This is a genomic window from Bradyrhizobium macuxiense (assembly GCF_007993935.1).
In the GTDB taxonomy this organism is placed as follows: Bacteria; Pseudomonadota; Alphaproteobacteria; order Rhizobiales; family Xanthobacteraceae; genus Bradyrhizobium; species Bradyrhizobium macuxiense_A.
The window spans coordinates 742,687-763,034 of the sequence record NZ_VITY01000001.1; the positions used below are offsets into that span (position 1 = coordinate 742,687).

Here is a 20,348-nt window from a genome sequence, read left to right on the forward strand (position 1 = left end):
GCGCTCATTGCATGCACCACGCGTGATGCCTTGCGCGATCACGCACAGCTCATTGCATGCACTTCTGGATGGAACTCGAATCGCCTACCGTTTTATGCAGTCAGAAATTGTAAATCGTGTATCGCACCTACCCGCTATGCGGCGGCGGAACATTTTCTGCTGCCGATCAGGTGCAGCGTTTTCAGTTCACCAATTGATATCAATGCTGGAGGCAATGCATGTTGGGGATGAAGAGCGTCGCAAGCGTCGTCGGCTCGGACAGTTCATATCGGCTGTTCGACGACATGCCGATCAGTGTCATGCTCTGCGAGCTGGACAATTTCAGGATCACCTACATCAACGAGTCGACGCGGCAGAATCTGAAGAAGATCGAGCACGTGCTGCCGGTGAAGGTCGACGCACTGATCGGTCAGTCGATCGATATCTTTCACAAAAACCCGCAGCATCAGCGCCGGCTGCTGTCCGATCCGAAGAACCTGCCGCACAAGGCGCGCATCACCATCGGCGGCGAGACGCTCGATCTCACCGTGACGGCGATGAGCAATTCGCGCGGCCGCTACACTGGGCCGATGCTGACCTGGGAGCTCGCGACCGAAAAGGCGCGGCTTGAAACCCAGACCGAGCGGCTGTTGCAGATGCTCGACAACATGCCGATCAACATCATGATGTGCGATACCGATTTCAACATCACCTACATCAACCAGACCAGCCTCAAGACGCTCGACACGGTGAAGCATTTGCTTCCGGTGCGGCCGGACCAGATCCTCGGCAATTCGTTCGACATCTTCCACAAGAACCCGGCGCATCAGCGCCGCATCGTCGGCGATCCCAAGAACCTGCCGCACGCCGCCAAGATCAAGCTCGGCCCGGAAACGCTCGACCTCAGGGTCTCCGGGCTGACCGACAAGCGCGGCAATTACACCGGCGCGATGTTGAGTTGGTCGGTGGTCACCGGCAACGTCAAGCTGGCCGACGATTTCGAGACGAACGTGAAGGGCCTTGCCGGGATGCTGGCATCGGCCTCGACGCAAATGCAGGGCACGGCGCGGTCGTTGACGACAACCGCCGAATTCGTCAACCAGCGCTCAGCGAGCGCGGCGTCCGCGTCCGAAGAGCTCTCCTCGTCCGTCAACGAGATCAGCCGCCAGGTTGCCGAGGCGAGCCGCATCGCCCGCATGGCGGTCGAGGAAGCGGAGAAATCCGACAAGCTGGTGGCGGGCCTTGTGACCATGGCGCAGAAGATCGGCGACGTCGTCGCGCTGATCAGCCAGATCGCCGGCCAGACCAATCTGCTTGCGCTCAACGCGACGATCGAGTCCGCGCGTGCCGGCGAGGCCGGACGCGGCTTTGCCGTGGTCGCATCCGAGGTGAAGGCGCTGGCCAACCAGACCGCCAAGGCCACCGAGGACATTTCGGCGCAGATCAACGAAATGCAGACCGCGACCGGCAACACCGCCACCGCACTGAAGGCGATCTCGCAGGTCATCGTCCAGATCAGCGAGATCTCGACAGTGATCGCCAGCGCGGTCGAGGAACAGGCCGCGGCCACCAAGGAGGTCACCGCAAACATCAACGGAACCACCAAGGCGATCGACGATGCCAGCAAAGCCGCCGAGAACGTCCTGGCGGCCTCCGGGGAGCTCGCCAGCAACGCCTCCGAACTGGAAGTTCAGGTCGACAAGTTCCTCAAGAACGTGCGCGCGATGTAGTCGCCGCCGGGATCGCGCGCTTGCCTACAGCGAGCGCGCGATCAGCACCTTCATGATCTCGTTGGTGCCGCCATAGATCTTCTGGATGCGGGAATCGATGAACATCCGCGAGATCGGATATTCCTGCATGTAGCCGTAGCCGCCATGCAGCTGCAGGCACTCGTCGGCGGTCTCGACCTGCTTCTGAGAGCACCACCATTTCGCCATCGAGGCCGTCACGGTGTCGAGGTCGCCGGCGACCAGGCGCTCGACGCACCAGTCGACGAACACGCGGGCGATCATCGCCTCGGTCTTGCGCTCGGCGAGCGTGAACGCCGTGTTCTGGAACTCGATCAGCGGCTTGCCGAACGCGGTGCGCTCCTTGGTGTATTCGGCGGTGATCTTCACCGCGCGCTCCATCGAGGCGACGGCGCCGATCGCCAGCGACAGCCGCTCCTGCGGCAATTGCTGCATCAGCTGCACGAAACCGTTGCCCTCCTCATTGCCGAGCAGGTTCTCCGGCGGCACCGTGACATTGTCGAAGAACAGCTCCGAGGTGTCCGACGCGTGCAGGCCGATCTTGTCGAGGTTGCGCCCGCGCCGGTAGCCCTCGGCGCCGGCGGTTTCAACGACGATCAACGAAATGCCCTTGGCGCCTGGCGCTCCGGTGCGTGCCACCACGATCACGAGATCTGCGGCCTGGCCGTTAGTGATGAACGTCTTCTGGCCGTTGATGACGTAGGAATTGCCCTGCTTCTTCGCCGTGGTCTTGATGCTCTGCAAATCGGAGCCGGTGCCGGGCTCGGTCATCGCGATCGCGCCGACCATCTCGCCCGACGCCATCTTCGGCAGCCAGCGCTGTTTCTGCTCCTCCGAGCCGTAGTTGAGGATGTAATGCGCGACGATCGCGCTGTGCACGGAGACGCCGGTGGTCAATTCCGGGACCGTGCTCTCGAGGTCGTCGAGCACCGCAGCGTCATATGCAAAGCTGGTCCCGAGGCCGCCATAGGCCTCCGGCACGCTCGGCAACAGCGCACCCATCTCGCCGAGCGCGCGCCAGGCGGAGCGGTCGACCAGCTTCTGCGCGCGCCATGTCTCGGCGTACGGCGCCAGGTCCTTGGCGAGGAATTTGCGGAACTGGTCGCGGAAGGTGTCCAGCTCCTCGGTCATCCAGGACGATCGGTAGTGCATCATAGCCTCTTTGTTCGTTCTATGCGTGTGCCGACGACCACGACCTATCCCCGTCATTGCGAGCGAAGCGAAGCAATCCATCTCACCGCATGCGCGGAGCGATGGATTGCTTCGTCGCTATCGCTCCTCGCAATGACGCGGAGGCACCACGACGCGTTGTGACGCAACCAGACTAGACGATCAGGCCGCCGCCGGCGACGATCACCTGACCGCTGATGTAGTTCGATTCCGGCGCGCAGAACAGGTAGACCGCGTCCGCCGCCTCCTCCGGCGTGCCGCCGCGGCCGAGCGGGATCATTCGACCCATCGCCTCCAGCATCTGCGGCTGCACGCCGATCTTGATGTCGCGGCCGGCGACATCGATGGTCTTCTGCTGGGTTTCAATCGGCTGGGTCAGGCGGGTATTGATCAGGCCGAACGCCACGCAATTGACGTTGACCTTGTAGCGGCCCCACTCCTTGCACATCGTGCGCGTCAGCCCGATCAGCGAGGCTTTCGCGGAAGAGTAGCTCGCCTGCCCGGCATTGCCGTAGAGGCCGGCGATCGAGGAGATGTTGACGACCTTGCGGAACACCTCGCGTCCCGCTTCGGCCTCCTTCTTCGCCATCACCCGGATCGGTTCCGACGCCGCGCGCATGATGCGGAACGGCGCGACCAGATGCACGTCGAGCATCGCCTGGAACTGCTCGTCGGACATCTTCTGGATCGTCGAGTCCCAGGTGTAGCCGGCATTGTTGACGATGATGTCGAGGCCGCCGAACTGCTCGATGGCGCTACCTACGAAGCGATCGGCAAACCCGGCCTCGGTCACGCTGCCATTGACCGCGATCGCCTCGCCGCCCATGGCCTTGATCTCGGCGACGACGGCGTTGCCCGGCTCGGCATCGAGATCGTTGACCACGACGCACGCGCCCTCGCTCGCAAGCTTCAGCGCAATCGCGCGCCCAATGCCGCGGCCGGAGCCAGAGACGAGCGCGACCTTTCCTTGCAGTTTCGACATGATCTCTCCTAAAGCGCGATAATGGCTTCGCCGGCGAGCTTGATCTCGCCGTTCTGGTCCTTGGTGGTGAGCGCGAGCTTTGCGCGCTGCTCGCCGCCCTGCTCGATCAACTCGGTTACCGTGCCTTCGCAGGTCAGCTTCGCGCCGAGCTGGGTGATCGCGGCAAAGCGGGTCGAGAACGAGCGGATCCGCGACGGCGCGACCGCATCCGTCAGCGCCTGGCCGAGATAGCCCATGACCAGCATGCCGTGCGCGAACACGTCGGGGAAGCCGGCCGCCTTCGCGAAGTCGATGTCGACATGGATCGGGTTGTGATCGCCGGAGGCGCCGCAATACAGCGCCAGACGATGCCGGGTGATCGGTGGAAATTCCTTGTGGACGATGACGTCGCCGACCGAGGGAACGCTGCTACTCATGACGGCCTCGCATTGCGCACCACGATGGTGCGCGAGACATCGGCGACGTGGATACCGTTCTGGTTGGTGACCGGCGTGTCGACCACGATCAGCGTCATCGCGCCACCCTTCTTGTCGGTCACGCTGGCAACGCGCGGATGGAACGTCAGGGTGTCACCGATCACGACGGGAGCGTGATAATCGAAACGCTGCTCGCCGTGCAGCACCCGGGCGAGATCGATGCCAAGTGCGGTCAGGAATTCGAACGGTACCGTTGCGTCCATCATCTCCAGGCAGAACAGATAGGTCGGCGGCACCGGCGCCGCTGCCTCATCACGATAGACCGGATTGGTCTCGCCGAGCGTATCGAGGAAGAAGCGCAGGCGTCCCGGCTCGACGCGCGCGGTCACCGGCGTGAACGCACGCCCGACAGCGGATTGATCGACCATGGCAGCCTCAGGCGCGTTCGTAGAGCGTGACGACGCAGGCGCCGCCGAGGCCGAGATTGTGCTGCAAGCCGAGCCGCGCGCCATCCACTTGCGTTGCCGCAGCGGTGCCGCGCAGCTGCCGGGTCAGCTCGTAGCACTGCGCAAGCCCGGTGGCGCCGAGCGGATGGCCCTTCGAGAGCAAGCCACCGGACGGGTTGGTCACGATCCTGCCGCCATAGCTGTTGTCGCCGTCGTCGATGAACTTCGCGGCCTCGCCCACGCCGCACAGGCCGAGCCCTTCATAGGTGATCAGCTCGTTATGGGCGAAGCAGTCGTGCAGCTCGACGACGTCGAGGTCCTTGGGGCCGATGCCGGCGGCTTCATAGACCTTGTTGGCAGCATCGCGCGCCATGTCGTAGCCGACCACCTGCATCATGTCGTCGGCGCCGAAGGTCGACGGCGTGTCCGTCGTCATCGCCTGCGCCGCGATGCGGACGCTCTTGTTGAGGCCATGCTGGTCGGCGAACTTCTCCGAGACCAGGATCGCGGCGGCGCCGCCGCAGGTCGGCGGGCACGCCATCAGCCGTGTCATCACGCCGGGCCAGATCACCTGGTCGTTCATCACGTCGTCGGCGGTCACTTCCTTGCGGAACAGCGCCAGCGGATTGTTCTTGGCGTGGCGGCTCGCCTTGGCGCGCACCTTGGCGAAGGCAGAGAGCGGCGTGCCGTATTTCTTCATGTGGCTGAGGCCGGCGCCGCCGAAATAGCGCAGCGCCAGCGGCACGCCGGGCGCGTCGACCAGCTTGTCGGCCGCGGCGTCGAAATCGTCGAACGCGCTGGGGCGGTCGGTGAACACGGCGCCGAGCGCACCGGGCTTCATCTGCTCGAAGCCGAGCGCCATCACGCAATCGGCCGCACCGGACTCGATCGCCTGCCGCGCCAGGAACAGCGCGGTCGAGCCGGTCGAGCAGTTGTTGTTGACGTTGACGATCGGGATGCCGGTCATGCCGACCGGGTAGAGCGCGCGCTGGCCGCAGGTGGAGTCGCCATAGACATAGCCGACATAGGCCTGCTGGACACGGCCGTAGTCGAGACCGGCATCAGTGAGCGCGAGCTTCGCGGCCTCGGCGCCCATCACGTGATACGGCGCGTTGGCGCCGGGCTTGACGAACGGGATCATGCCGACCCCGGCAACATAGGTGCGTGACGTCATCGCTTGTCCTCCCGAAAATTACCCACTGGACTATTTATTACCCGTGGGTAATATACGGGCCATCACGCAGAGTCAATGCGGCATCGGCCTCACGACACCGGCTTCAAGATATGGACGACGGTCAGATCCCCTCCTCCAGCCAGTCCCCCTGGCTGCCCTTCGAGAGCCGGCGCCGGGCCCGCGACGAGAAGCGCGAGGCGGTGCTGCGCACGGCCGTCGCCCTGTTTCTGGAACAGGGCTACCACGGCGCCACGCTGAACGAGGTCGCCAGGCGGCTCAACATCACCAAGCCGGCGCTCTACAATTACTTCCGCGGCAAGGACGAGATCCTCTACGAATGCTGGTCGATCGGTAATGAGCTGGTCGACGACTGCATCGCCGAGACCTCGGTAAGCACCGGCAGCGGCCTCAGCAAGCTGCGCAAGCTGATCGTCCGCTATGCCGAGCTGATGACCGAGGACTACGGCAAGAGCCTGGTTCGCTTCGACCTCCGCGATCTCAGCGAGGACAACCGCAAGATCGTGCAGACGGCCAAGCGACGTATCGACCGCGCCTTCCGCGACTATATCGCGCAGGGCGTTGAGGACGGTTCGGTGAAACCGTGCGACGCGAAGCTCGCGGCGTTCGCGATCGCAGGCTCGCTGAACTGGATCGGACACTGGTTCCAGCCCGGCGGTGAGATGACCGGGCGCGCCGTCGCCGAAGAGTTCGCGATCCGCCTCACCGAGGGGATCGCCACGACAGCAACGCGCAAGACAGCGCAGAAAGCAGCCGTTCCGGCTGCAGAGAAGGCGGACAAACCGCCTCGCAACGGAAACGCACCAAGGGAGGATGAGAGTGAACATCACACACGGGCTGCGGCGCGCGCTGCAGGTCAATCCAAACGGGCTCGCGGTCGTCTGCGGTGAGCGGCGGCGCAACTGGCGCGAGGTCGGCGACCGGGTCGCCCGCCTCGCCGCCGCCATCCGCGGACTCGGCGCCAAGGACGGCGACCGCGTCGCGATCCTGTCGCTGAATTCCGACCGCTATCTCGAACTGTACCTCGCGGTCGGTTGGGCCGGCGCCGTGATCGTGCCGCTCAACATCCGCTGGTCTCCGATCGAGAACGAGGGTGCGCTGCGCGACTGCCGCGCCACCATCCTGTTCGTCGACAAGGCGTTTGCGGCGGTCGGCGCGACCTTGGCTGGCGCGATCCCCGGCCTGAAGCTGGTCTATGCCGACGAGGGCGAGACGGCCGCCGGCATGGAAAATTACGAGACGCTGATCGCGCAGAGCGAACCTATTCTGGACGCGATGCGCACCCGCGACGATCTCGCCGGCATCTTCTACACCGGCGGCACCACCGGCCGCTCCAAGGGCGTGATGCTGAGCCACGGCAATCTGATGGCCAATGCGCTCAACGCACTCGGCGAAGGCCTGTGGCCGGGCACCTCGATCTATTTGCACGCAGCGCCGATGTTCCATCTCGCCAACGGCGCGGCAATGTACTCGGTGCTGCTGTCGGGCGGATCCAACGTCGTGATCCAGGGCTTCACGCCCGATGGCGTCGCCGCCGCCGTGCAGAAGGAGCGCATCACCGACGTGCTGCTGGTGCCGACCATGATCCAGATGTTCGTCGATCATCCGACGCTCGGCCATTACGACCTGTCGTCGCTGAAGCGCATCTCCTACGGCGCCTCCGTGATCAGCGACGCCGTGCTGATGCGCGCCATGAAGGCGCTGCCGCATGTCGAATTCACCCAGGCCTACGGCATGACCGAGCTGTCGCCGATCGCGACGCTGCTGCACTGGAAGGAGCATATCGGCGACGGGCGCGCCAAGGGCCGACATCGCGGCGCCGGTCGCGCCACCCTCGGCGCCGAAGTGAAGATCGTCGACGCCTTGGATCAGGTGGTACCAACAGGCACCGTCGGCGAGATCGCGGTGCGCGGCGATATGGTGATGATGGGCTATTGGGAGCGCCCGGAGGAGACCGCGCGCGCCGTGATCGACGGCTGGATGCACACCGGCGACGGCGGCTACATGGACGAGGACGGCTTCGTCTACGTGGTCGATCGTGTCAAGGACATGATCATCTCCGGCGGCGAGAACGTCTATTCGGCCGAGGTCGAGAACGCCCTCGCCCAGCACCCGTCGGTGGCGCAATGCGCCGTGATCGGCATCCCGAGCGAACGCTGGGGCGAGCAGGTCCACGCCGTCGTTGTGATGAAGAGCGGCGCAAGCGCTACGCCCGATGAGCTGATGGAGCACTGCAAGGCGCTGATCGCCGGCTACAAATGCCCGCGCAGCGTCGACATCACCGCGACGCCGCTGCCGCTCTCCGGCGCCGGCAAGATCCTGAAGCGCGAGCTGCGCAAACCGTATTGGGAGAACCGCGAACGGCGCGTGAGCTGATCGCGGCGCTCGGGCATATTCCGTCATTCCGGGGCGGTCCGCAGGACCGAACCCGGAATCTCGAGATTCCGGGTCTGGTGCTTTCGCACCATCCCGGAATGACGGCGCCTCATAACGCCATTCACCCGCAAGCGTTGACATCCAACCATGCGGCCGATTGGATCACTCTAGCTTCAATCCAGCGAGTTCCGATGTCCGCACCTGATACCAATGCCGACGGCAAGCCCCGCCGCCTGATGCACCGCCGCTCCGTCGAATGTCTCGGCTATCTCCGCGACGACGGGCTGTGGGAGGTCGAGGCGCGGCTGGTCGACACCAAGCCCTATGCGCGGCAGGACAAGCATCGCGGCCTGCAGCAGCCCGAGGATCCCGTGCACGACATCAGGCTGCGGCTTGCGGTCGACGACAGTTTCACGATCCGCGAGACCGGCACCAATATGGCCTCGACGCCCTACCCGTCCTGCCTCGATGTCGAGGGCATTTTGCAGCGGCTGGTTGGCGAGCGTATCGGCAAGGGCTGGCGCGAGCTCGTCCGCCGCAAGATCGGCAAGCTGGAGACCTGCACCCATCTCGCCGAGCTGCTGGGCCCTGCGGTGACGACGCTGTTCCAGACCGCAACCTCCGGCAAGGACCCGCAGGGCCGCGGCGCGCTCGATCATCAGCGCGATGTCACCGAACCGCCGTTCTTCGTCGGCGGCTGCTATTCGTGGCGGCTGGACGGACCTGTCGTCGCCGAGACCTTTCCGCAGTTCGCGAAAAAGCCTGTCGAGGTGAAGCAGGATTCGTGAGTGATGCCCGGCCACTGCCCGCGTGATAGTCTGTGAAAAGACGATCAGGAGGTGAGCGTGGAGAAATATGGCGCGGGGTCGATCGTCGTCTCCGACTATGACCCCAGCTGGCCCGCACTGTTCGCGCAGGAGCGCGTTCGGATCGCGCAGGCGCTCGGCGCATTCGCGCTGGCCATTGAGCATGTCGGCAGCACGGCCGTTCCGGGTCTCCCGTCGAAGCCGATCATCGACCTCTTGGTTGGCGTGCCGAGCCTCGAAGAGGCCAAAGAACGGAGCATCGCGCCGCTTGAGGCGCTTGGCTATATCTACATGCCGGACTACGCGTCGTGGCTCCCTGGTGAACTGTTCTTCCGCAAGGGACCTCCGGGTCCGTGGACCCACCATCTGCACGTGACGGAGCCGTCGCATCCGCGTTGGGAGGCATTGGTGGTGTTTCGCGACTATCTCCGCGCACACCCCGAGGCAGCCCGCGCCTACGCCGACATCAAGCGGGGCCTTGCAGCTTCGTCACAGGACAACATCGGGGCCTATCGAAACGGCAAAACCGTTTTCGTCCAGGAGACAACGGCGAAAGCTCTGGCGTGGCACGCAGCGGTACGAGATTAGAGCACAAGCGGTCTCCGGCACGCGGACACGCTCGTCGCCCGACATGGGTCTTCGCAGGTCGCCACTGCGCCACGCAGCCCTGCATCGCGATGGGTTGATCCGCGCTGTGAGCTCACGTAGTCGTCCGGCATGAGCGAACATACGGCCGGCGCCAAGGCCGCAGCCCTCCCAGACACCAAAACCATACTGCTTGGGGTCACAAGCGGCCTCGGCGCAGCGCTTTGCTGGGCGCTCGGCTTCGTCGCGACCCGGCACGGCCTGAAGGTCGGGTTCACGCCCGTCGACCTCTTGATGCATCGCTTCCTGTGGTCAGGCATCGTGTTCATCCCGCTCGTTCTGCGCGCCGGTCTTAAGGACCTCGGCGGCATCGGGTGGCGCCGTGGCATGGCGCTGATGGTGCTGGGCGGGCCGGTGATGTCGCTGATCAGCTATACCGGCTTCATGTTCGTGCCTCTGGGGCACGGCAGCGTGATCCAGCCCTCCTGCGCGACCCTGGGCGGACTGTTTCTTGCGGTCGTCTTGCTGAAGGAATCGATCTCACTCTCCCGGGTCGCCGGTGCCGTGGCCATCGTGGCCGGGCTTGCCGTGATCGGCAGCGAGTCGATCGGCCATATGGGATCGAGCGCCGTGATGGGCGATTTGATCTTCGTGACGACCGGACTGATGTTTGCCGGCTTCGCGACGCTGGTGCGCTATTGGCGGGTGTCTGCGTTCTCGGTGGCCACGGTCATCAGCGTGCTGTCGCTCTCGCTGCTTCCGCTGTACGCCGCTTCGGGCGGGCTGGCGCGCGATGCGGCGATCGGGCTGAACGAAAATGCGCTGCAAGCGGTTGCCCAGGGCATCCTGGCCGGCCCTGCAGCGATGTATCTGTTCGCGCTGTCGATCCAGCAGCTTGGCGTAGCCCGCGCAGCGGTCTTTCCTGCGACCGTACCGGTGCTGACCCTGCTGTTGGGGTGGCTATTGATTGGCGAGCCACCAACCACGCTGCAGGCAGCCGGGCTGGTTACCGTATTGGCCGGATTCTATCTCGCACAACGTCAAAGCTAGACGACACGCGCCGCCCGGCCGCCCCAATCACGCCGCGGCGGAATGCTCGGCCACGGCCTGCGGCGGGTTGCGGAAGCCGATCGCGATCCGGTTGTAGGTGTTCATCAGGCCGATCGCGATGGTCAGGTCGACCAGCTGCTTCTCGTTGAACACGGTGCGCGCAGCCTGGTAATCTTCGTCCGGGATCGCGGTCTCCGCGACACGCGTAACGGTTTCGGCCCAGGCCAGCGCCGCGCGCTCCTCGGTGTCGAACAGCGCCTCCGCCTCGCGCCAGACCTGCAGCAGCGCCAGCTTCTCGGTCCCGACGCCCATCTTCAGAAGCGAGCGCGTATGCATGTCGAGGCAATAGGCACAGCCATTGATCTGCGAGATCCGCAGATAGACCAGCTCGATCAGCTGCGCGGAAAGTCCACATTGCGTCAGATAGCCATAGACGCCGCCGAGCGCCTTGATGCCGGCGGGCGCGGCCTTGTTGTAGTCGATGCGCATGCTCACTGCTTGTGTCCTTCCTGTTGCGCCGCCTTGTCGTAGACGGTCAGCGCCTTGTCGTTGCTGTCGACGACGAACACCGCGAGCAGCTTCGCCGGTTCGGTGGTGCTGACGTTCCGCGCGAGCACATGATGCGTACCGGGCGGCTCGAAGAAGCTGTCGCCGGCCCGATAGGTGCGTGCCGCCTCGCCCCCGAGCTGGCTCTCGATCGCGCCCTGGACCACATAGACATAGAGAAAGCCCGACTTGGCGTGGTGGTGCGGCGCCGAGGTCTCGCCCGGCGCGAAGTTGACCTCGACCGCAACCAGCGACTTGCCGGGAATGTTTGTGATCGCCTGCTCGAACTTCGGCGTCACCGATTGCGCGTTTGCCGGGGTCGCAAGCGCGGCGCAGGCGATCAGCGTCGTCCAAATGGTCTTCATAGGTGCCTCCGTTGCTGTCAGATAGATGCGGGCACGCGGGGCTGAAAAGAAGCACCAAGAATGAACCGAATTGGTGTACCACGGGCCATGCCAAACCGGCTTCCCATCACCCTCGACCGCTCGGCCCGGACGCCGCTCTCGGAGCAGATCCGCAAGGCGATCGCGGTTGCGATCGACAATGGCGTACTGGTGCCGGGCGCGCGGCTGCCGTCCTGGCTCGACCTCGCCGCGCAGCTCGGCGTCGCGCGCGGTACGGTGCGAGCGGCCTACGACAGACTGTCGGATGCGCAGCACATCGTTTCGTCGAAGGCGAATGGCACCACCGTCGCAAGGCGGCCGCGGACGGCGGCCAAACCTGATACACCGGTTGCTCCCGGCCCGGTCGTGGAGATGTTTCAGGACCTCAACGGTCAGGGCATCTTCCAATTGGGCGTGCCGGCGCAGGACACGCTCCCGGCCAAGCTGCTGGCCCGGATCCGCGCGCGCGCCGTGCGGGCGGAGTTGAGCGACGTGACCCGCTACAGCGATCCGCGCGGCGAGCTCGCGTTGCGGCGCGAGATCGCAGCGCACCTCGCCATCGCGCGCGGGCTGCAATGCTCGCCGGCGCAGATCGTCGTCACGTCAGGCTTCACCGGTGGGCTTGGCCTCGCGCTGCGCGTACTCGGCCTCGAAGGCCGCCGCGCCTGGATGGAAGACCCGGGATTTCCATTGACCCGAAAGGGGCTCGAGCTCGCCCGGCTGGAGCTGGTGCCGATCCCCGTCGATGCCGATGGGGTTGATGTCGGCCACGGCCTCAAGCACGCCCCCGACGCGGCACTCGCGGTCGTGACGCCGGGACAGCAGGCGCCGCTCGGCCCGGCTTTGTCGGAGAAGCGCCGCGCACAGCTGCTCGACTGGGCCGCGCAAACCGGCGGCTGGATCATCGAGGACGACTATCTCGGCGAGTTGCAGCTCGATGGCCGCGCCGCGCCCGCGCTCGCCTCGCTCGATCGCGCCGGCCGCGTGATCCATCTCGGCTCCTTCAGCAAGACCATCTCGCCGACGCTACGGCTCGGCTTCCTGGTTGCGCCCGAGCCATTGGCCGCGCAGTTCGCCGATGTCGCGACCTGCCTCGTTCCTGCCCCCGGACCTGCCGTGCAGCTCTCGACCGCGGAGTTCATGCGCGATGGCCACTACATCCGCCATCTCAGGCGCACCAAGCGGGCCTATTGCAACAACCGCGACGCGTTGACATCAGCGCTACGGCCGTGGAGCAACGACGTCCGGGTTGCCGGCCTCGCCGTGATGCTGACGCTGCCGGACAAGGCCTCCGATGTCGAGATCGCGCGGCGGGTGCTGGCGCATGGGCTGGCGCCCGCCCCGCTCTCGCCCTGGTATCTCTCACCGAAACGGGCGCAGCCCGGCCTGCTGCTCGGCATTGCTACGGTGCCGGATCGCGGCGTTCCGGCCGCATGCAAGCGTCTGTTCGAGGCGATCCGCGGCCAGGGTCGTACCCAAGGTCGCACACAAGGCGCGCAGGTGACGCGCCGCGTCAGGAAGCCCGCAGGCCCGTAAGCGCAAGACTCAACGTCCGCAGCCGCTGGCGCGCCTCGGCGTCATAGGCCTGCGCATGGGCGCGGGCCTTGCGCTTGCCGTCGAAGAACAGCCCGCTTTGGCCGGCGACGTCTTCGCCCTGGATGAGACGCAGGATGGCGTCGCCGCCCTGCTCGACGGTCGAGATCGGCGTGACGCCGCTGGCGCGCACCATCGTGGTGTTCATGTAGGTCGCCGGGTGCAGCGCGTTGACGGTGACGCCAGTGCCTTCCAGCTCAGCGGCAAGGTCGATGGTGAACATGATCTGCGACAGCTTGCTCTGCGCATAGGCGCGGCCGCCGCTGTAGTTCTTCGTGATCATCACGTCGTCGAAATCGATCGGGTGCTGGCCGACCGAGGCGACATTGACGATCCGCGCCGGCGCGCTCGCCTTCAGCCGAGGCAGCAGAAGGTGCGCGAGCAGGAAGCCGGCGAGATAGTTGACGGCGAAGCGCAGCTCATGGCCGTCCTTGCTGGTCTGCCGTGCCGGCCCCTCGTTCTGCGAGCCGATGCCGGCGTTGCTGACGAAGACATCGAGGCGCTCCTGATCGTCGAGCACCAGCTGGGCGAACTCGCGGACCTCGGCGAGCGAGGAAAGATCGGCCTGATAGAACATCGGCTCGCGGCCGCTGACCCGCTTGATCTCATCGGCGAGGGTCTGCGCCCTCTGCGTATCGCGGCCATGGATCAGGACCCGGGCGCCGGCAGCCGCCAGCTTCATCGCGACGTAGCGACCGACGCCGTCGGTGGAACCGGTGATCAGCACCGTCTTGCCTGCCATGTTCATCGAAATTGCCTTTCGATCGTTCGCCCAGCGCAGCCACCAAGGATAAATACGCCGCGTGAAATTTGCCATGGCATGCCAGGGCGCCATCCGCACCAAAACCGCGTCCGAAATGACTCCGACCACAGCCCTCCTCCATGTCCACAAGGCGTACAGCTTGTCGCGCGGCCTGCGGTCGCGCGGCGCCGCGCCGCGCGTCAACGTGAGTGGATTCTGGTATCGTCGATATGAACGACAAAGTCAGGATACCGGAATGTCCTCGACCATTCCAGACGGGATCTTGCGGAAGGCTCCCTTGCTGCAGCCATTCGGCATGCTCGTGTTGTTCGGCGTGCTGACCGCGCTGCCGATCGTCCTGACGCTGCGTCTGGTTGAGCCCGCACTCGTGCTGCCCGTACTCAGCCTGTTGTTGTTCGCAGAGGCAGCCATTGCCGCGCTTGCGGCGCGCGTGGTCCACGTGCGCATGAACGTGGCAAACCTCACGCTGTGGGATTTTGCCGGTGCCTTCACCTTCATGGGGTGTGCAGCGGCGATCCTCGGCGAGCCGGATCAGGCGGCGCTGTTCTTCGAGGAACAGGCCGCGCTTCGTCCGGTGTCACGACCGTAAATCCCAGGCCGGGCCCCTCTGGCAGCCACAAGCTGCGATGTCGGACTGGAACTCAGTTGGAGTGGCCCTGCTTCGACCCGCGACGCGACACCGTCGTGGCGGATTTGCCGTCGGATGACGGTGACGGCCGGATTCGTCGAAACGGTCCACTCCCCGACCTCAAGGGGAACATGATCCATGTCCGAACTGCTCTCACTCGACGCACTCAGCGCCTTGCTGCAAGTCGTCGTCATCGACCTCGTGCTGGCCGGCGACAATGCCGTCGTGATCGGCCTTGCCGCGGCCGGCCTGCCGGCGAAGCAACGCGGCAAGGCGATCCTGATCGGCATCGGCGCCGCGACGCTGCTGCGTATCCTGTTCGCGCTTCTCACCACGCAATTGATGCAGATCGTCGGCCTGCTGCTGGCCGGCGGCATCCTCTTGCTGTGGGTGTGCTGGAAGATGTGGCGGGAGCTGCGCGCCAGCACGCACGAGACCACGGCCGTGGATGGCGCCGACGGCGCGGACGGTCAGCGCAAGACGCTGTGGCAGGCCACGACCCAGATCATTGTTGCCGACGTCTCGATGTCGCTCGACAATGTGTTGGCAGTCGCGGGCGCAGCGCGCGAGCAGCCGATCGTGCTGGTGTTCGGTCTCGCGCTTTCGATCGCGATGATGGGCGCGGCCGCCACCGTCATCGCGCGGCTATTACAGAACCACCGCTGGATCGCCTATATCGGCCTCGCCGTGATCCTCTATGTCGCGGTCGACATGACCATTCGCGGCGCCAACGAGATCGCGAAGGTCGCGCCGGTCTGACGAAAGCAAAACGGCGGGCCCTCAGGCCCGCCGTTCGGCATAACGAAGATGCGTGTCAGTGAATTTCCGCCGAGCGCTTCAGCGCGTCCTTCAGCTTCTCGAGCGAAAAGTCCTTGCTGCGCGCGATGTCGAGGATCGGGGTCTCGCGGCGGCCGCACAGTTCGGCGGCCTCCGGCAGCTTGGCCGCGACGTCATAGGGGATCACGATCGCGCCGTGGCTGTCGGCGTGGATCAGATCGTCGGAGCGCACCGTCATGCCGGCGACGCGGACCTCGCCGCCAAAACTCTCGGCATGCACCCAGGCGTGCGACGGGCCGATCGAGCCGGCCAGCGCCTGGAAGCCCGGCGCCCATTGCGGGATGTCGCGGATCGAGCCGTCGGTGATGACGCCGAGGCAGCCGAGCGCCTTGTGCACGGCGCTCTGCACCTCGCCCCAGAACGCGCCGTAGCCGACGTCGGGACCGTCGATGTCCTGGATCACGGAGATGCGCGGGCCGAAGCCGGTGCCGACATATTCGTAATAGTCGATGCGCCGCTTCGACTGCTCCTCGGCCGAGAGACCGGATTTCAGCACCGAGCGGATCGCGACCGTGCGCGCGTAGCCGACGATCGGCGGCAAGGTCGGGAACGGGCAGACCAGCGGCTTCACCGTGTAGCCGATCAGACGGCGCTCGGGCGCTACGATCTCCATCGCGTTGCAGATCGTCGGCGTGTCGTAGCGCGCCAACGCTTCAAGGACGGATGCAGGAAGCGGGGCGGAAGCGGATGTCGTCACGGCGTTTCTCTCCTGATTTTTGGCGTCAGATTTCTTTGTTTGAGCATGATCTTTTCGGAAAACCGGTTTCCACTTTTCCGGATCATGCTCAAGCGGGCCGTCCCAGCCTATAGCCGAGATCGGAGGCGAACCCAACCGAGGCACGCTCATGGCTGATATTTGCGGAAGTGAAACAACTGTTTCACCGTCATCCTGAGGTGCGAGCGGAGCGAGCCTCGAAGGATGCACGGCCCGGCTGGTGGCCGTCGATCCTTCGAGACGCGCTACGCGCTCCTCCAGCGACAAAGGCGAAGCCTTTGCGCGGGGATGACGGATTACACGGGGGCCTCAATGCAGATGCGTCGGACGATCGTCGTGGTCGCTCTCCGCGACCGGCGCTGCGTAGGGAGCCGCAGGCGAAGTCGCCGGCGACGCACTCGCTCCTTGCGTCTGCGCCGCAAGCTGGCGCTCCTGGTCGCGGTAGGACTTCCAGCCCCACGGCAGGCTGATCAGATAGGCCACCGAGCCCGCCGACAGGATGTACCAGGGATAACCGATCAACAGCGCGACGAAGAACACCACGGCCACGAACACCGGCAGCACCATCTCCGGCGGCACGCGCATCTTCACGGTCTTGCCGGAGAACACCGGCAGGCGCGACACCATCAGGAAGGCGATCAGCAGCGTGTAGAACGCCGTCAAGGTCGCCGGCGGCATCGGCACGCCGAGGAAGGCGAGATAGATCGGCAGCAGCACGGTGATCGCACCGGCCGGCGCCGGCACGCCGGTGAAATAATTGGCCGCGAAGGCCGGCTTGTTCGGGTCGTCGATCGAGGCATTGAAGCGCGCAAGGCGCAGACCGCCGGAGATCGCGAACACCATCGCGGCGATCCAGCCGCCATTGTTCAATTCATGCAGCTGCCAGAAATAGAGGATCAGTCCCGGCGCGACGCCGAAATTGACGAAGTCGGCGAGGCTGTCGAGCTCGGCGCCGAATTTCGACTGGCCCTTGATCATGCGGGCGACGCGGCCGTCGATGCCGTCGAGGATCGCGGCGAACACGATGGCGGCGACCGCAAGCTCCATCCGCCCTTCCGTCGACAGCCGGATTGCAGTCAGGCCGGCGCAGATCGCCAGCAACGTGATCATGTTCGGCACCAGCATCCGCACCGGGATCGGGCGGAACCGGCGGCGGCGCAGCTCGCTGGAATTGTTATCGAATGGGGTCATGGTGAGATAAATATAGCAAGCATGGCCCCGCTCCGCCATCGGAGCGGGAACCGGCTGATCAACCGGCTGAAACAGCGTTAATCGGCCCGGTAGGTGCGGCCCGGATCGGCGCCGCGGAAATCGGCCAGGATGGTCTCGCCGGCAACCGCGGTCTGGCCTTCAGAGACCAGCGCCTTGGTGCCCTCGGGCAGGTAGACGTCGAGCCGCGAGCCGAAGCGGATCAGGCCGAAGCGCTCGCCGGCGCCGATCGACTGGCCTTCCTTGACGAAGCAGACGATGCGGCGCGCCACGAGGCCCGCGATCTGGACCACGCCGATCCGCCCATTCGAGCTCGAGATGACCAGCGAATTACGCTCATTGTCCTCGCTCGCCTTGTCGAGTTCGGCATTGATGAACGCGCCGGGCCGGTAGGCGATGCGGTCGATGCGGCCGGCCACCGGGCTGCGGTTCACATGGCAGTTGAACACGCTCATGAACACCGAGACCCGCGGCAGCGGCTTGTCGCCGAGGCCGAGTTCGGCCGGCGGCAGCGCCTGCACCACCATGGAGACGCGGCCATCGGCCGGCGACACCACGATGCCGTCGCGCAGCGGCGTCACCCGCACTGGGTCGCGGAAGAACAGCGCGCACCACACCGTGAGCAACGTCCCGATCCAGCCCAGCGGGGTCCAGATCCAGAACAGGATCAGGCTCGCCAGAGCGAAGCCGCCGATGAAGGGATAGCCCTCGGGGTGGATCGGCGGGATCTGCGCGCGGATGGAATTGGCGATCGACATCAGAACTCGCTGTGGTACCCCGCCCCTGCGGCGGGAGATGCCCTAAATCGACTATTCCGCGGCGGTCGGCAAGGGCTTCTCACCCGCGTCAGGAGTGGAATCCTGTGAGGATTCAGTGACCACCGGCGGCAGGCGATTGGGCGCGCTGCCGTCGTCATCGACCTGGGCGAGCCGTTCGCGGGCCTCCTCGGCCTCGCGCTGCCGGTTCCACATGCTCGCATAGAGCCCGTCGGCAGCCAAAAGCCGCGCGTGGGTGCCGCGCTCGGCGATCCGGCCCTGGTCCAGCACGATGATCTCGTCGGCGCCGACGATGGTCGACAGCCGGTGCGCGATCACCAGCGAGGTGCGGTTGCGCGACACCCGCTCCAGCGCGCCCTGGATCTCGGCCTCGGTGTGGCTGTCGAGCGCCGAGGTCGCCTCGTCCAGCACCAGGATCGGCGGCGCTTTCAGCACGGTGCGCGCGATCGCGACGCGCTGCTTCTCGCCGCCGGAGAGTTTCAGGCCGCGCTCGCCGACCGGCGTCTCATAACCCTGCGGCGACATCCGGATGAAGCCGTCGATCTGGGCGAGCCGCGCTGCCTCCTCGACCTCCTCATTGCTGGCGTCCCAGCGGCCGTAGCGGATGTTGTAGCGGATGGTGTCGTTGAACAGCACGGTGTCCTGCGGGACCATGCCGATCGAGGCTCGCAGGGACGCCTGCGTCACGCTCTTGATGTCCTGGCCGTCGATCAGGATGCGGCCGCCGGAGACGTCATAGAGCCGGAACAGCAGCCGCGAGATCGTCGACTTGCCGGCGCCGGAGGGACCGACGATCGCGACCGTCTTGCCGGCCGGCACCTCGAAGCTCAGGCCTTTCAGAATCGGCCTGTCAGGCTCGTAGGAGAAACGGACGTCCTCGAAGCGCACGCTGCCGGCGGACACCGCGAGCGGCTTGGCGCCGGGCACGTCCTCCACCTCCGGATCGCGCTCCAGCACCTCGAACATCTTCTCGATGTCGATGATCGCCTGCTTGATCTCGCGATAGACCATGCCCATGAAGTTCAGCGGCACGTAGAGCTGGATCATCATCGAATTGATCAGCACGAAATCGCCGACGGTGTGGGTGCCGTTGCGGATGCCGAACGCACACATCAGCATGGTCGCGGTGAGCCCCGCGGTGAAGATCACCGCCTGCCCGGTGTTGAGCACGGCAAGCGACGTGTAGGTCTTGACACTGGCCTGCTCGTAGCGCTCCATCGAGCGGTCGTAGCGCCGCGCCTCGCGCTCCTCGGCGCCGAAATATTTCACCGTCTCGTAGTTCAGCAGCGAGTCGATCGCCTTGGTGTTCGCCTCGGTGTCGGAATCGTTCATCTTGCGGCGGATCTCGATCCGCCACTCGGTCGCGATGTAGGTGAAGTACATGAACACCACGACCGTGATCAGCACCGCCAGCACGTAGCGCCAGTCGAACTGCCACAGCAGCACGCCCGCCAGCAGCGCGACCTCGACGATGGTCGGGATCAGCTGCAGGATCACCATCCGCACGATGGTCTCGATGCCGGAGCGGCCGCGCTCCAGCACGCGGGTCAGGCCGCCGGTCTTGCGCTCGAGATGGAAGCGCAGCGACAGCTCGTGCATGTGGACGAAGGTGATGTAGGCGAGCCGCCGCACCGCGTGCATGGCGACGCGGGCGAAGATGCCGTCGCGCCATTGCGTCAGCACCGCCATGATGATGCGCACCGCGCCGTAGCTGATCGTCATCAGCACCGGCGAGGCGATCAGCCACAGCACCCAGTTCGACGGCTCGACCGGTGCCGAGCCCGCGCCGTTCAGCGCGTCGATCGCCCATTTGAAGGTGAACGGCACCGACAGCGTCGCGAGCTTGGCGAACAGCAGCAGCACCACCGACCAGATGACGCGCATCTTGAGATCGGCGCGATCGCCGGGCCAGATGTAAGGCCAGAGATGAACGAGGGTACCGAGCAGCGTACCCTTTTCGGCGGCCGGCGTGGCGGCCTTGGGCTCCGCGGCAGCGGTGATCTTCTGTTGCGGCGGCACCATCAGGAGCCCGTTCTCGCCGTCATGGCGCGGCGGTCCGCTGCCACATCTTTTCCACGATTTGCCATTGTGCCCGTCATATAGATCGTTTGAACGCGGCGTACAGGCTTATGACGAAAATTGTTCGCG

At 65.4% G+C, this 20,348-nt stretch carries 21 protein-coding genes; 9 read left to right on the forward strand and 12 right to left on the reverse strand.

The window, feature by feature from the left end:
* Positions 1-218 precede the first annotated feature (218 nt).
* On the forward strand, positions 219-1,709 hold the full coding sequence (locus FBZ93_RS03545; RefSeq protein WP_146984567.1) for a methyl-accepting chemotaxis protein: 1,491 nt from the start codon (positions 219-221) through the stop codon (positions 1,707-1,709).
* 24 nt (positions 1,710-1,733) lie between these two features.
* Here FBZ93_RS03545 and FBZ93_RS03550 read toward each other — a convergent pair whose 3' ends face one another.
* From FBZ93_RS03550 to FBZ93_RS03570, 5 genes are all read right to left on the reverse strand, one after another.
* Entirely contained in the window at positions 1,734-2,879 is a 1,146-nt protein-coding gene (locus FBZ93_RS03550; RefSeq protein WP_146984568.1) for an acyl-CoA dehydrogenase family protein, read from the reverse strand.
* 172 nt (positions 2,880-3,051) lie between these two features.
* Positions 3,052-3,879, reverse strand: coding sequence for an SDR family NAD(P)-dependent oxidoreductase (locus FBZ93_RS03555; RefSeq protein ID WP_146984569.1), 828 nt, complete (start codon positions 3,877-3,879; stop codon positions 3,052-3,054).
* An 8-nt stretch (positions 3,880-3,887) separates the two neighbouring features.
* Positions 3,888-4,295, reverse strand: a complete 408-nt coding sequence (locus FBZ93_RS03560; protein ID WP_146984570.1) for a MaoC family dehydratase — start codon at positions 4,293-4,295, stop codon at positions 3,888-3,890.
* Positions 4,292-4,723: a MaoC family dehydratase N-terminal domain-containing protein gene (locus tag FBZ93_RS03565; RefSeq protein WP_146984571.1), complete on the reverse strand. Its 432-nt coding sequence runs from the start codon at positions 4,721-4,723 to the stop codon at positions 4,292-4,294. The genes FBZ93_RS03560 and FBZ93_RS03565 overlap by 4 nt, the downstream gene beginning before the upstream one ends.
* A 7-nt stretch (positions 4,724-4,730) precedes the next feature.
* Positions 4,731-5,915, reverse strand: coding sequence for a lipid-transfer protein (locus FBZ93_RS03570; protein ID WP_146984572.1), 1,185 nt, complete (start codon positions 5,913-5,915; stop codon positions 4,731-4,733).
* On the opposite strand from FBZ93_RS03570, the gene FBZ93_RS03575 reads away from it, so the two are divergent.
* The 5 genes from FBZ93_RS03575 to FBZ93_RS03595 all read left to right on the forward strand — a co-directional run bounded on the left by FBZ93_RS03575 (position 5,906) and on the right by FBZ93_RS03595 (position 10,750).
* Positions 5,906-6,823 carry a TetR/AcrR family transcriptional regulator gene (locus FBZ93_RS03575; RefSeq protein WP_349643252.1) on the forward strand — a complete coding sequence of 306 codons (918 nt, stop codon included), beginning with the start codon at positions 5,906-5,908 and terminating at the stop codon, positions 6,821-6,823. The two genes, FBZ93_RS03570 and FBZ93_RS03575, sit on opposite strands and share 10 nt — an antisense overlap.
* Entirely contained in the window at positions 6,753-8,309 is a 1,557-nt protein-coding gene (locus tag FBZ93_RS03580; RefSeq protein ID WP_146984573.1) for an acyl-CoA synthetase, read from the forward strand. The genes FBZ93_RS03575 and FBZ93_RS03580 overlap by 71 nt, the downstream gene beginning before the upstream one ends.
* A gap of 191 nt (positions 8,310-8,500) precedes the next feature.
* Positions 8,501-9,097: a DUF2889 domain-containing protein gene (locus tag FBZ93_RS03585; protein WP_167528892.1), complete on the forward strand. Its 597-nt coding sequence runs from the start codon at positions 8,501-8,503 to the stop codon at positions 9,095-9,097.
* A 57-nt stretch (positions 9,098-9,154) separates the two neighbouring features.
* Positions 9,155-9,703, forward strand: a complete 549-nt coding sequence (locus tag FBZ93_RS03590; protein ID WP_146984575.1) for a GrpB family protein — start codon at positions 9,155-9,157, stop codon at positions 9,701-9,703.
* A gap of 129 nt (positions 9,704-9,832) precedes the next feature.
* Entirely contained in the window at positions 9,833-10,750 is a 918-nt protein-coding gene (locus FBZ93_RS03595; RefSeq protein WP_146984576.1) for a DMT family transporter, read from the forward strand.
* Between the two features lie 27 nt (positions 10,751-10,777).
* On the opposite strand, the gene FBZ93_RS03600 is transcribed toward FBZ93_RS03595, so the two are convergent.
* Together FBZ93_RS03600 and FBZ93_RS03605 are read right to left on the reverse strand one after the other, a co-directional pair.
* Positions 10,778-11,245, reverse strand: a complete 468-nt coding sequence (locus FBZ93_RS03600; protein ID WP_146984577.1) for a carboxymuconolactone decarboxylase family protein — start codon at positions 11,243-11,245, stop codon at positions 10,778-10,780.
* Complete coding sequence (locus FBZ93_RS03605; RefSeq protein ID WP_146984578.1) at positions 11,242-11,661, reverse strand: cupin domain-containing protein; 420 nt, start codon at positions 11,659-11,661, stop codon at positions 11,242-11,244. Before FBZ93_RS03605 ends, FBZ93_RS03600 begins: the two co-directional genes overlap by 4 nt.
* Positions 11,662-11,748: 87 nt before the next feature.
* Here FBZ93_RS03605 and FBZ93_RS03610 point away from each other — a divergent pair, with 87 nt between their 5' ends.
* Positions 11,749-13,215: a PLP-dependent aminotransferase family protein gene (locus FBZ93_RS03610; RefSeq protein ID WP_246667342.1), complete on the forward strand. Its 1,467-nt coding sequence runs from the start codon at positions 11,749-11,751 to the stop codon at positions 13,213-13,215.
* On the opposite strand, the gene FBZ93_RS03615 is transcribed toward FBZ93_RS03610, so the two are convergent.
* Complete coding sequence (locus tag FBZ93_RS03615) at positions 13,193-14,020, reverse strand: SDR family NAD(P)-dependent oxidoreductase (RefSeq protein ID WP_146984579.1); 828 nt, start codon at positions 14,018-14,020, stop codon at positions 13,193-13,195. The genes FBZ93_RS03610 and FBZ93_RS03615 overlap by 23 nt on opposite strands.
* 55 nt (positions 14,021-14,075) lie before the next feature.
* Here FBZ93_RS03615 and FBZ93_RS41210 point away from each other — a divergent pair, with 55 nt between their 5' ends.
* Together FBZ93_RS41210 and FBZ93_RS03625 are read left to right on the forward strand one after the other, a co-directional pair.
* Entirely contained in the window at positions 14,076-14,624 is a 549-nt protein-coding gene (locus FBZ93_RS41210) for a hypothetical protein (protein ID WP_246667343.1), read from the forward strand.
* A 177-nt stretch (positions 14,625-14,801) separates the two neighbouring features.
* Positions 14,802-15,422: a TerC family protein gene (locus FBZ93_RS03625; protein ID WP_146984580.1), complete on the forward strand. Its 621-nt coding sequence runs from the start codon at positions 14,802-14,804 to the stop codon at positions 15,420-15,422.
* A 55-nt stretch (positions 15,423-15,477) separates the two neighbouring features.
* On the opposite strand, the gene FBZ93_RS03630 is transcribed toward FBZ93_RS03625, so the two are convergent.
* The 4 genes from FBZ93_RS03630 to FBZ93_RS03645 form a co-directional block, all read right to left on the reverse strand.
* A complete protein-coding gene (locus FBZ93_RS03630; RefSeq protein WP_146984581.1) occupies positions 15,478-16,197 on the reverse strand; it encodes an RraA family protein in 720 nt (239 codons plus the stop codon).
* A 327-nt stretch (positions 16,198-16,524) separates the two neighbouring features.
* The gene (gene pssA, locus FBZ93_RS03635; protein ID WP_146984582.1) at positions 16,525-17,406 is read right to left on the reverse strand and encodes a CDP-diacylglycerol--serine O-phosphatidyltransferase; all 882 of its coding nucleotides are present in this window, start codon (positions 17,404-17,406) and stop codon (positions 16,525-16,527) included.
* 77 nt (positions 17,407-17,483) lie between these two features.
* Positions 17,484-18,182 (reverse strand): phosphatidylserine decarboxylase, encoded by a 699-nt coding sequence (locus tag FBZ93_RS03640; RefSeq protein ID WP_021081990.1) that lies wholly within the window; start codon positions 18,180-18,182, stop codon positions 17,484-17,486.
* 51 nt (positions 18,183-18,233) lie between these two features.
* Positions 18,234-20,222, reverse strand: a complete 1,989-nt coding sequence (locus FBZ93_RS03645) for an ABCB family ABC transporter ATP-binding protein/permease (protein WP_167528893.1) — start codon at positions 20,220-20,222, stop codon at positions 18,234-18,236.
* Positions 20,223-20,348: the final 126 nt, after the last annotated feature.

Coding starts and splice junctions, on each gene's coding strand:
- FBZ93_RS03545 (WP_146984567.1), top strand. CDS start 219: ATGTTGGGGATGAAGAGCGTCGCAAGCGTCGTCGGCTCGGACAGTTCA.
- FBZ93_RS03550 (WP_146984568.1), bottom strand. CDS start 2,879: ATGCACTACCGATCGTCCTGGATGACCGAGGAGCTGGACACCTTCCGC.
- FBZ93_RS03555 (WP_146984569.1), bottom strand. CDS start 3,879: ATGTCGAAACTGCAAGGAAAGGTCGCGCTCGTCTCTGGCTCCGGCCGC.
- FBZ93_RS03560 (WP_146984570.1), bottom strand. CDS start 4,295: ATGAGTAGCAGCGTTCCCTCGGTCGGCGACGTCATCGTCCACAAGGAA.
- FBZ93_RS03565 (WP_146984571.1), bottom strand. CDS start 4,723: ATGGTCGATCAATCCGCTGTCGGGCGTGCGTTCACGCCGGTGACCGCG.
- FBZ93_RS03570 (WP_146984572.1), bottom strand. CDS start 5,915: ATGACGTCACGCACCTATGTTGCCGGGGTCGGCATGATCCCGTTCGTC.
- FBZ93_RS03585 (WP_167528892.1), top strand. CDS start 8,501: ATGTCCGCACCTGATACCAATGCCGACGGCAAGCCCCGCCGCCTGATG.
- FBZ93_RS03595 (WP_146984576.1), top strand. CDS start 9,833: ATGAGCGAACATACGGCCGGCGCCAAGGCCGCAGCCCTCCCAGACACC.
- FBZ93_RS03605 (WP_146984578.1), bottom strand. CDS start 11,661: ATGAAGACCATTTGGACGACGCTGATCGCCTGCGCCGCGCTTGCGACC.
- FBZ93_RS03610 (WP_246667342.1), top strand. CDS start 11,749: ATGCCAAACCGGCTTCCCATCACCCTCGACCGCTCGGCCCGGACGCCG.
- FBZ93_RS03615 (WP_146984579.1), bottom strand. CDS start 14,020: ATGAACATGGCAGGCAAGACGGTGCTGATCACCGGTTCCACCGACGGC.
- FBZ93_RS03625 (WP_146984580.1), top strand. CDS start 14,802: ATGTCCGAACTGCTCTCACTCGACGCACTCAGCGCCTTGCTGCAAGTC.
- pssA (WP_146984582.1), bottom strand. CDS start 17,406: ATGACCCCATTCGATAACAATTCCAGCGAGCTGCGCCGCCGCCGGTTC.
- FBZ93_RS03640 (WP_021081990.1), bottom strand. CDS start 18,182: ATGTCGATCGCCAATTCCATCCGCGCGCAGATCCCGCCGATCCACCCC.
- FBZ93_RS03645 (WP_167528893.1), bottom strand. CDS start 20,222: ATGGTGCCGCCGCAACAGAAGATCACCGCTGCCGCGGAGCCCAAGGCC.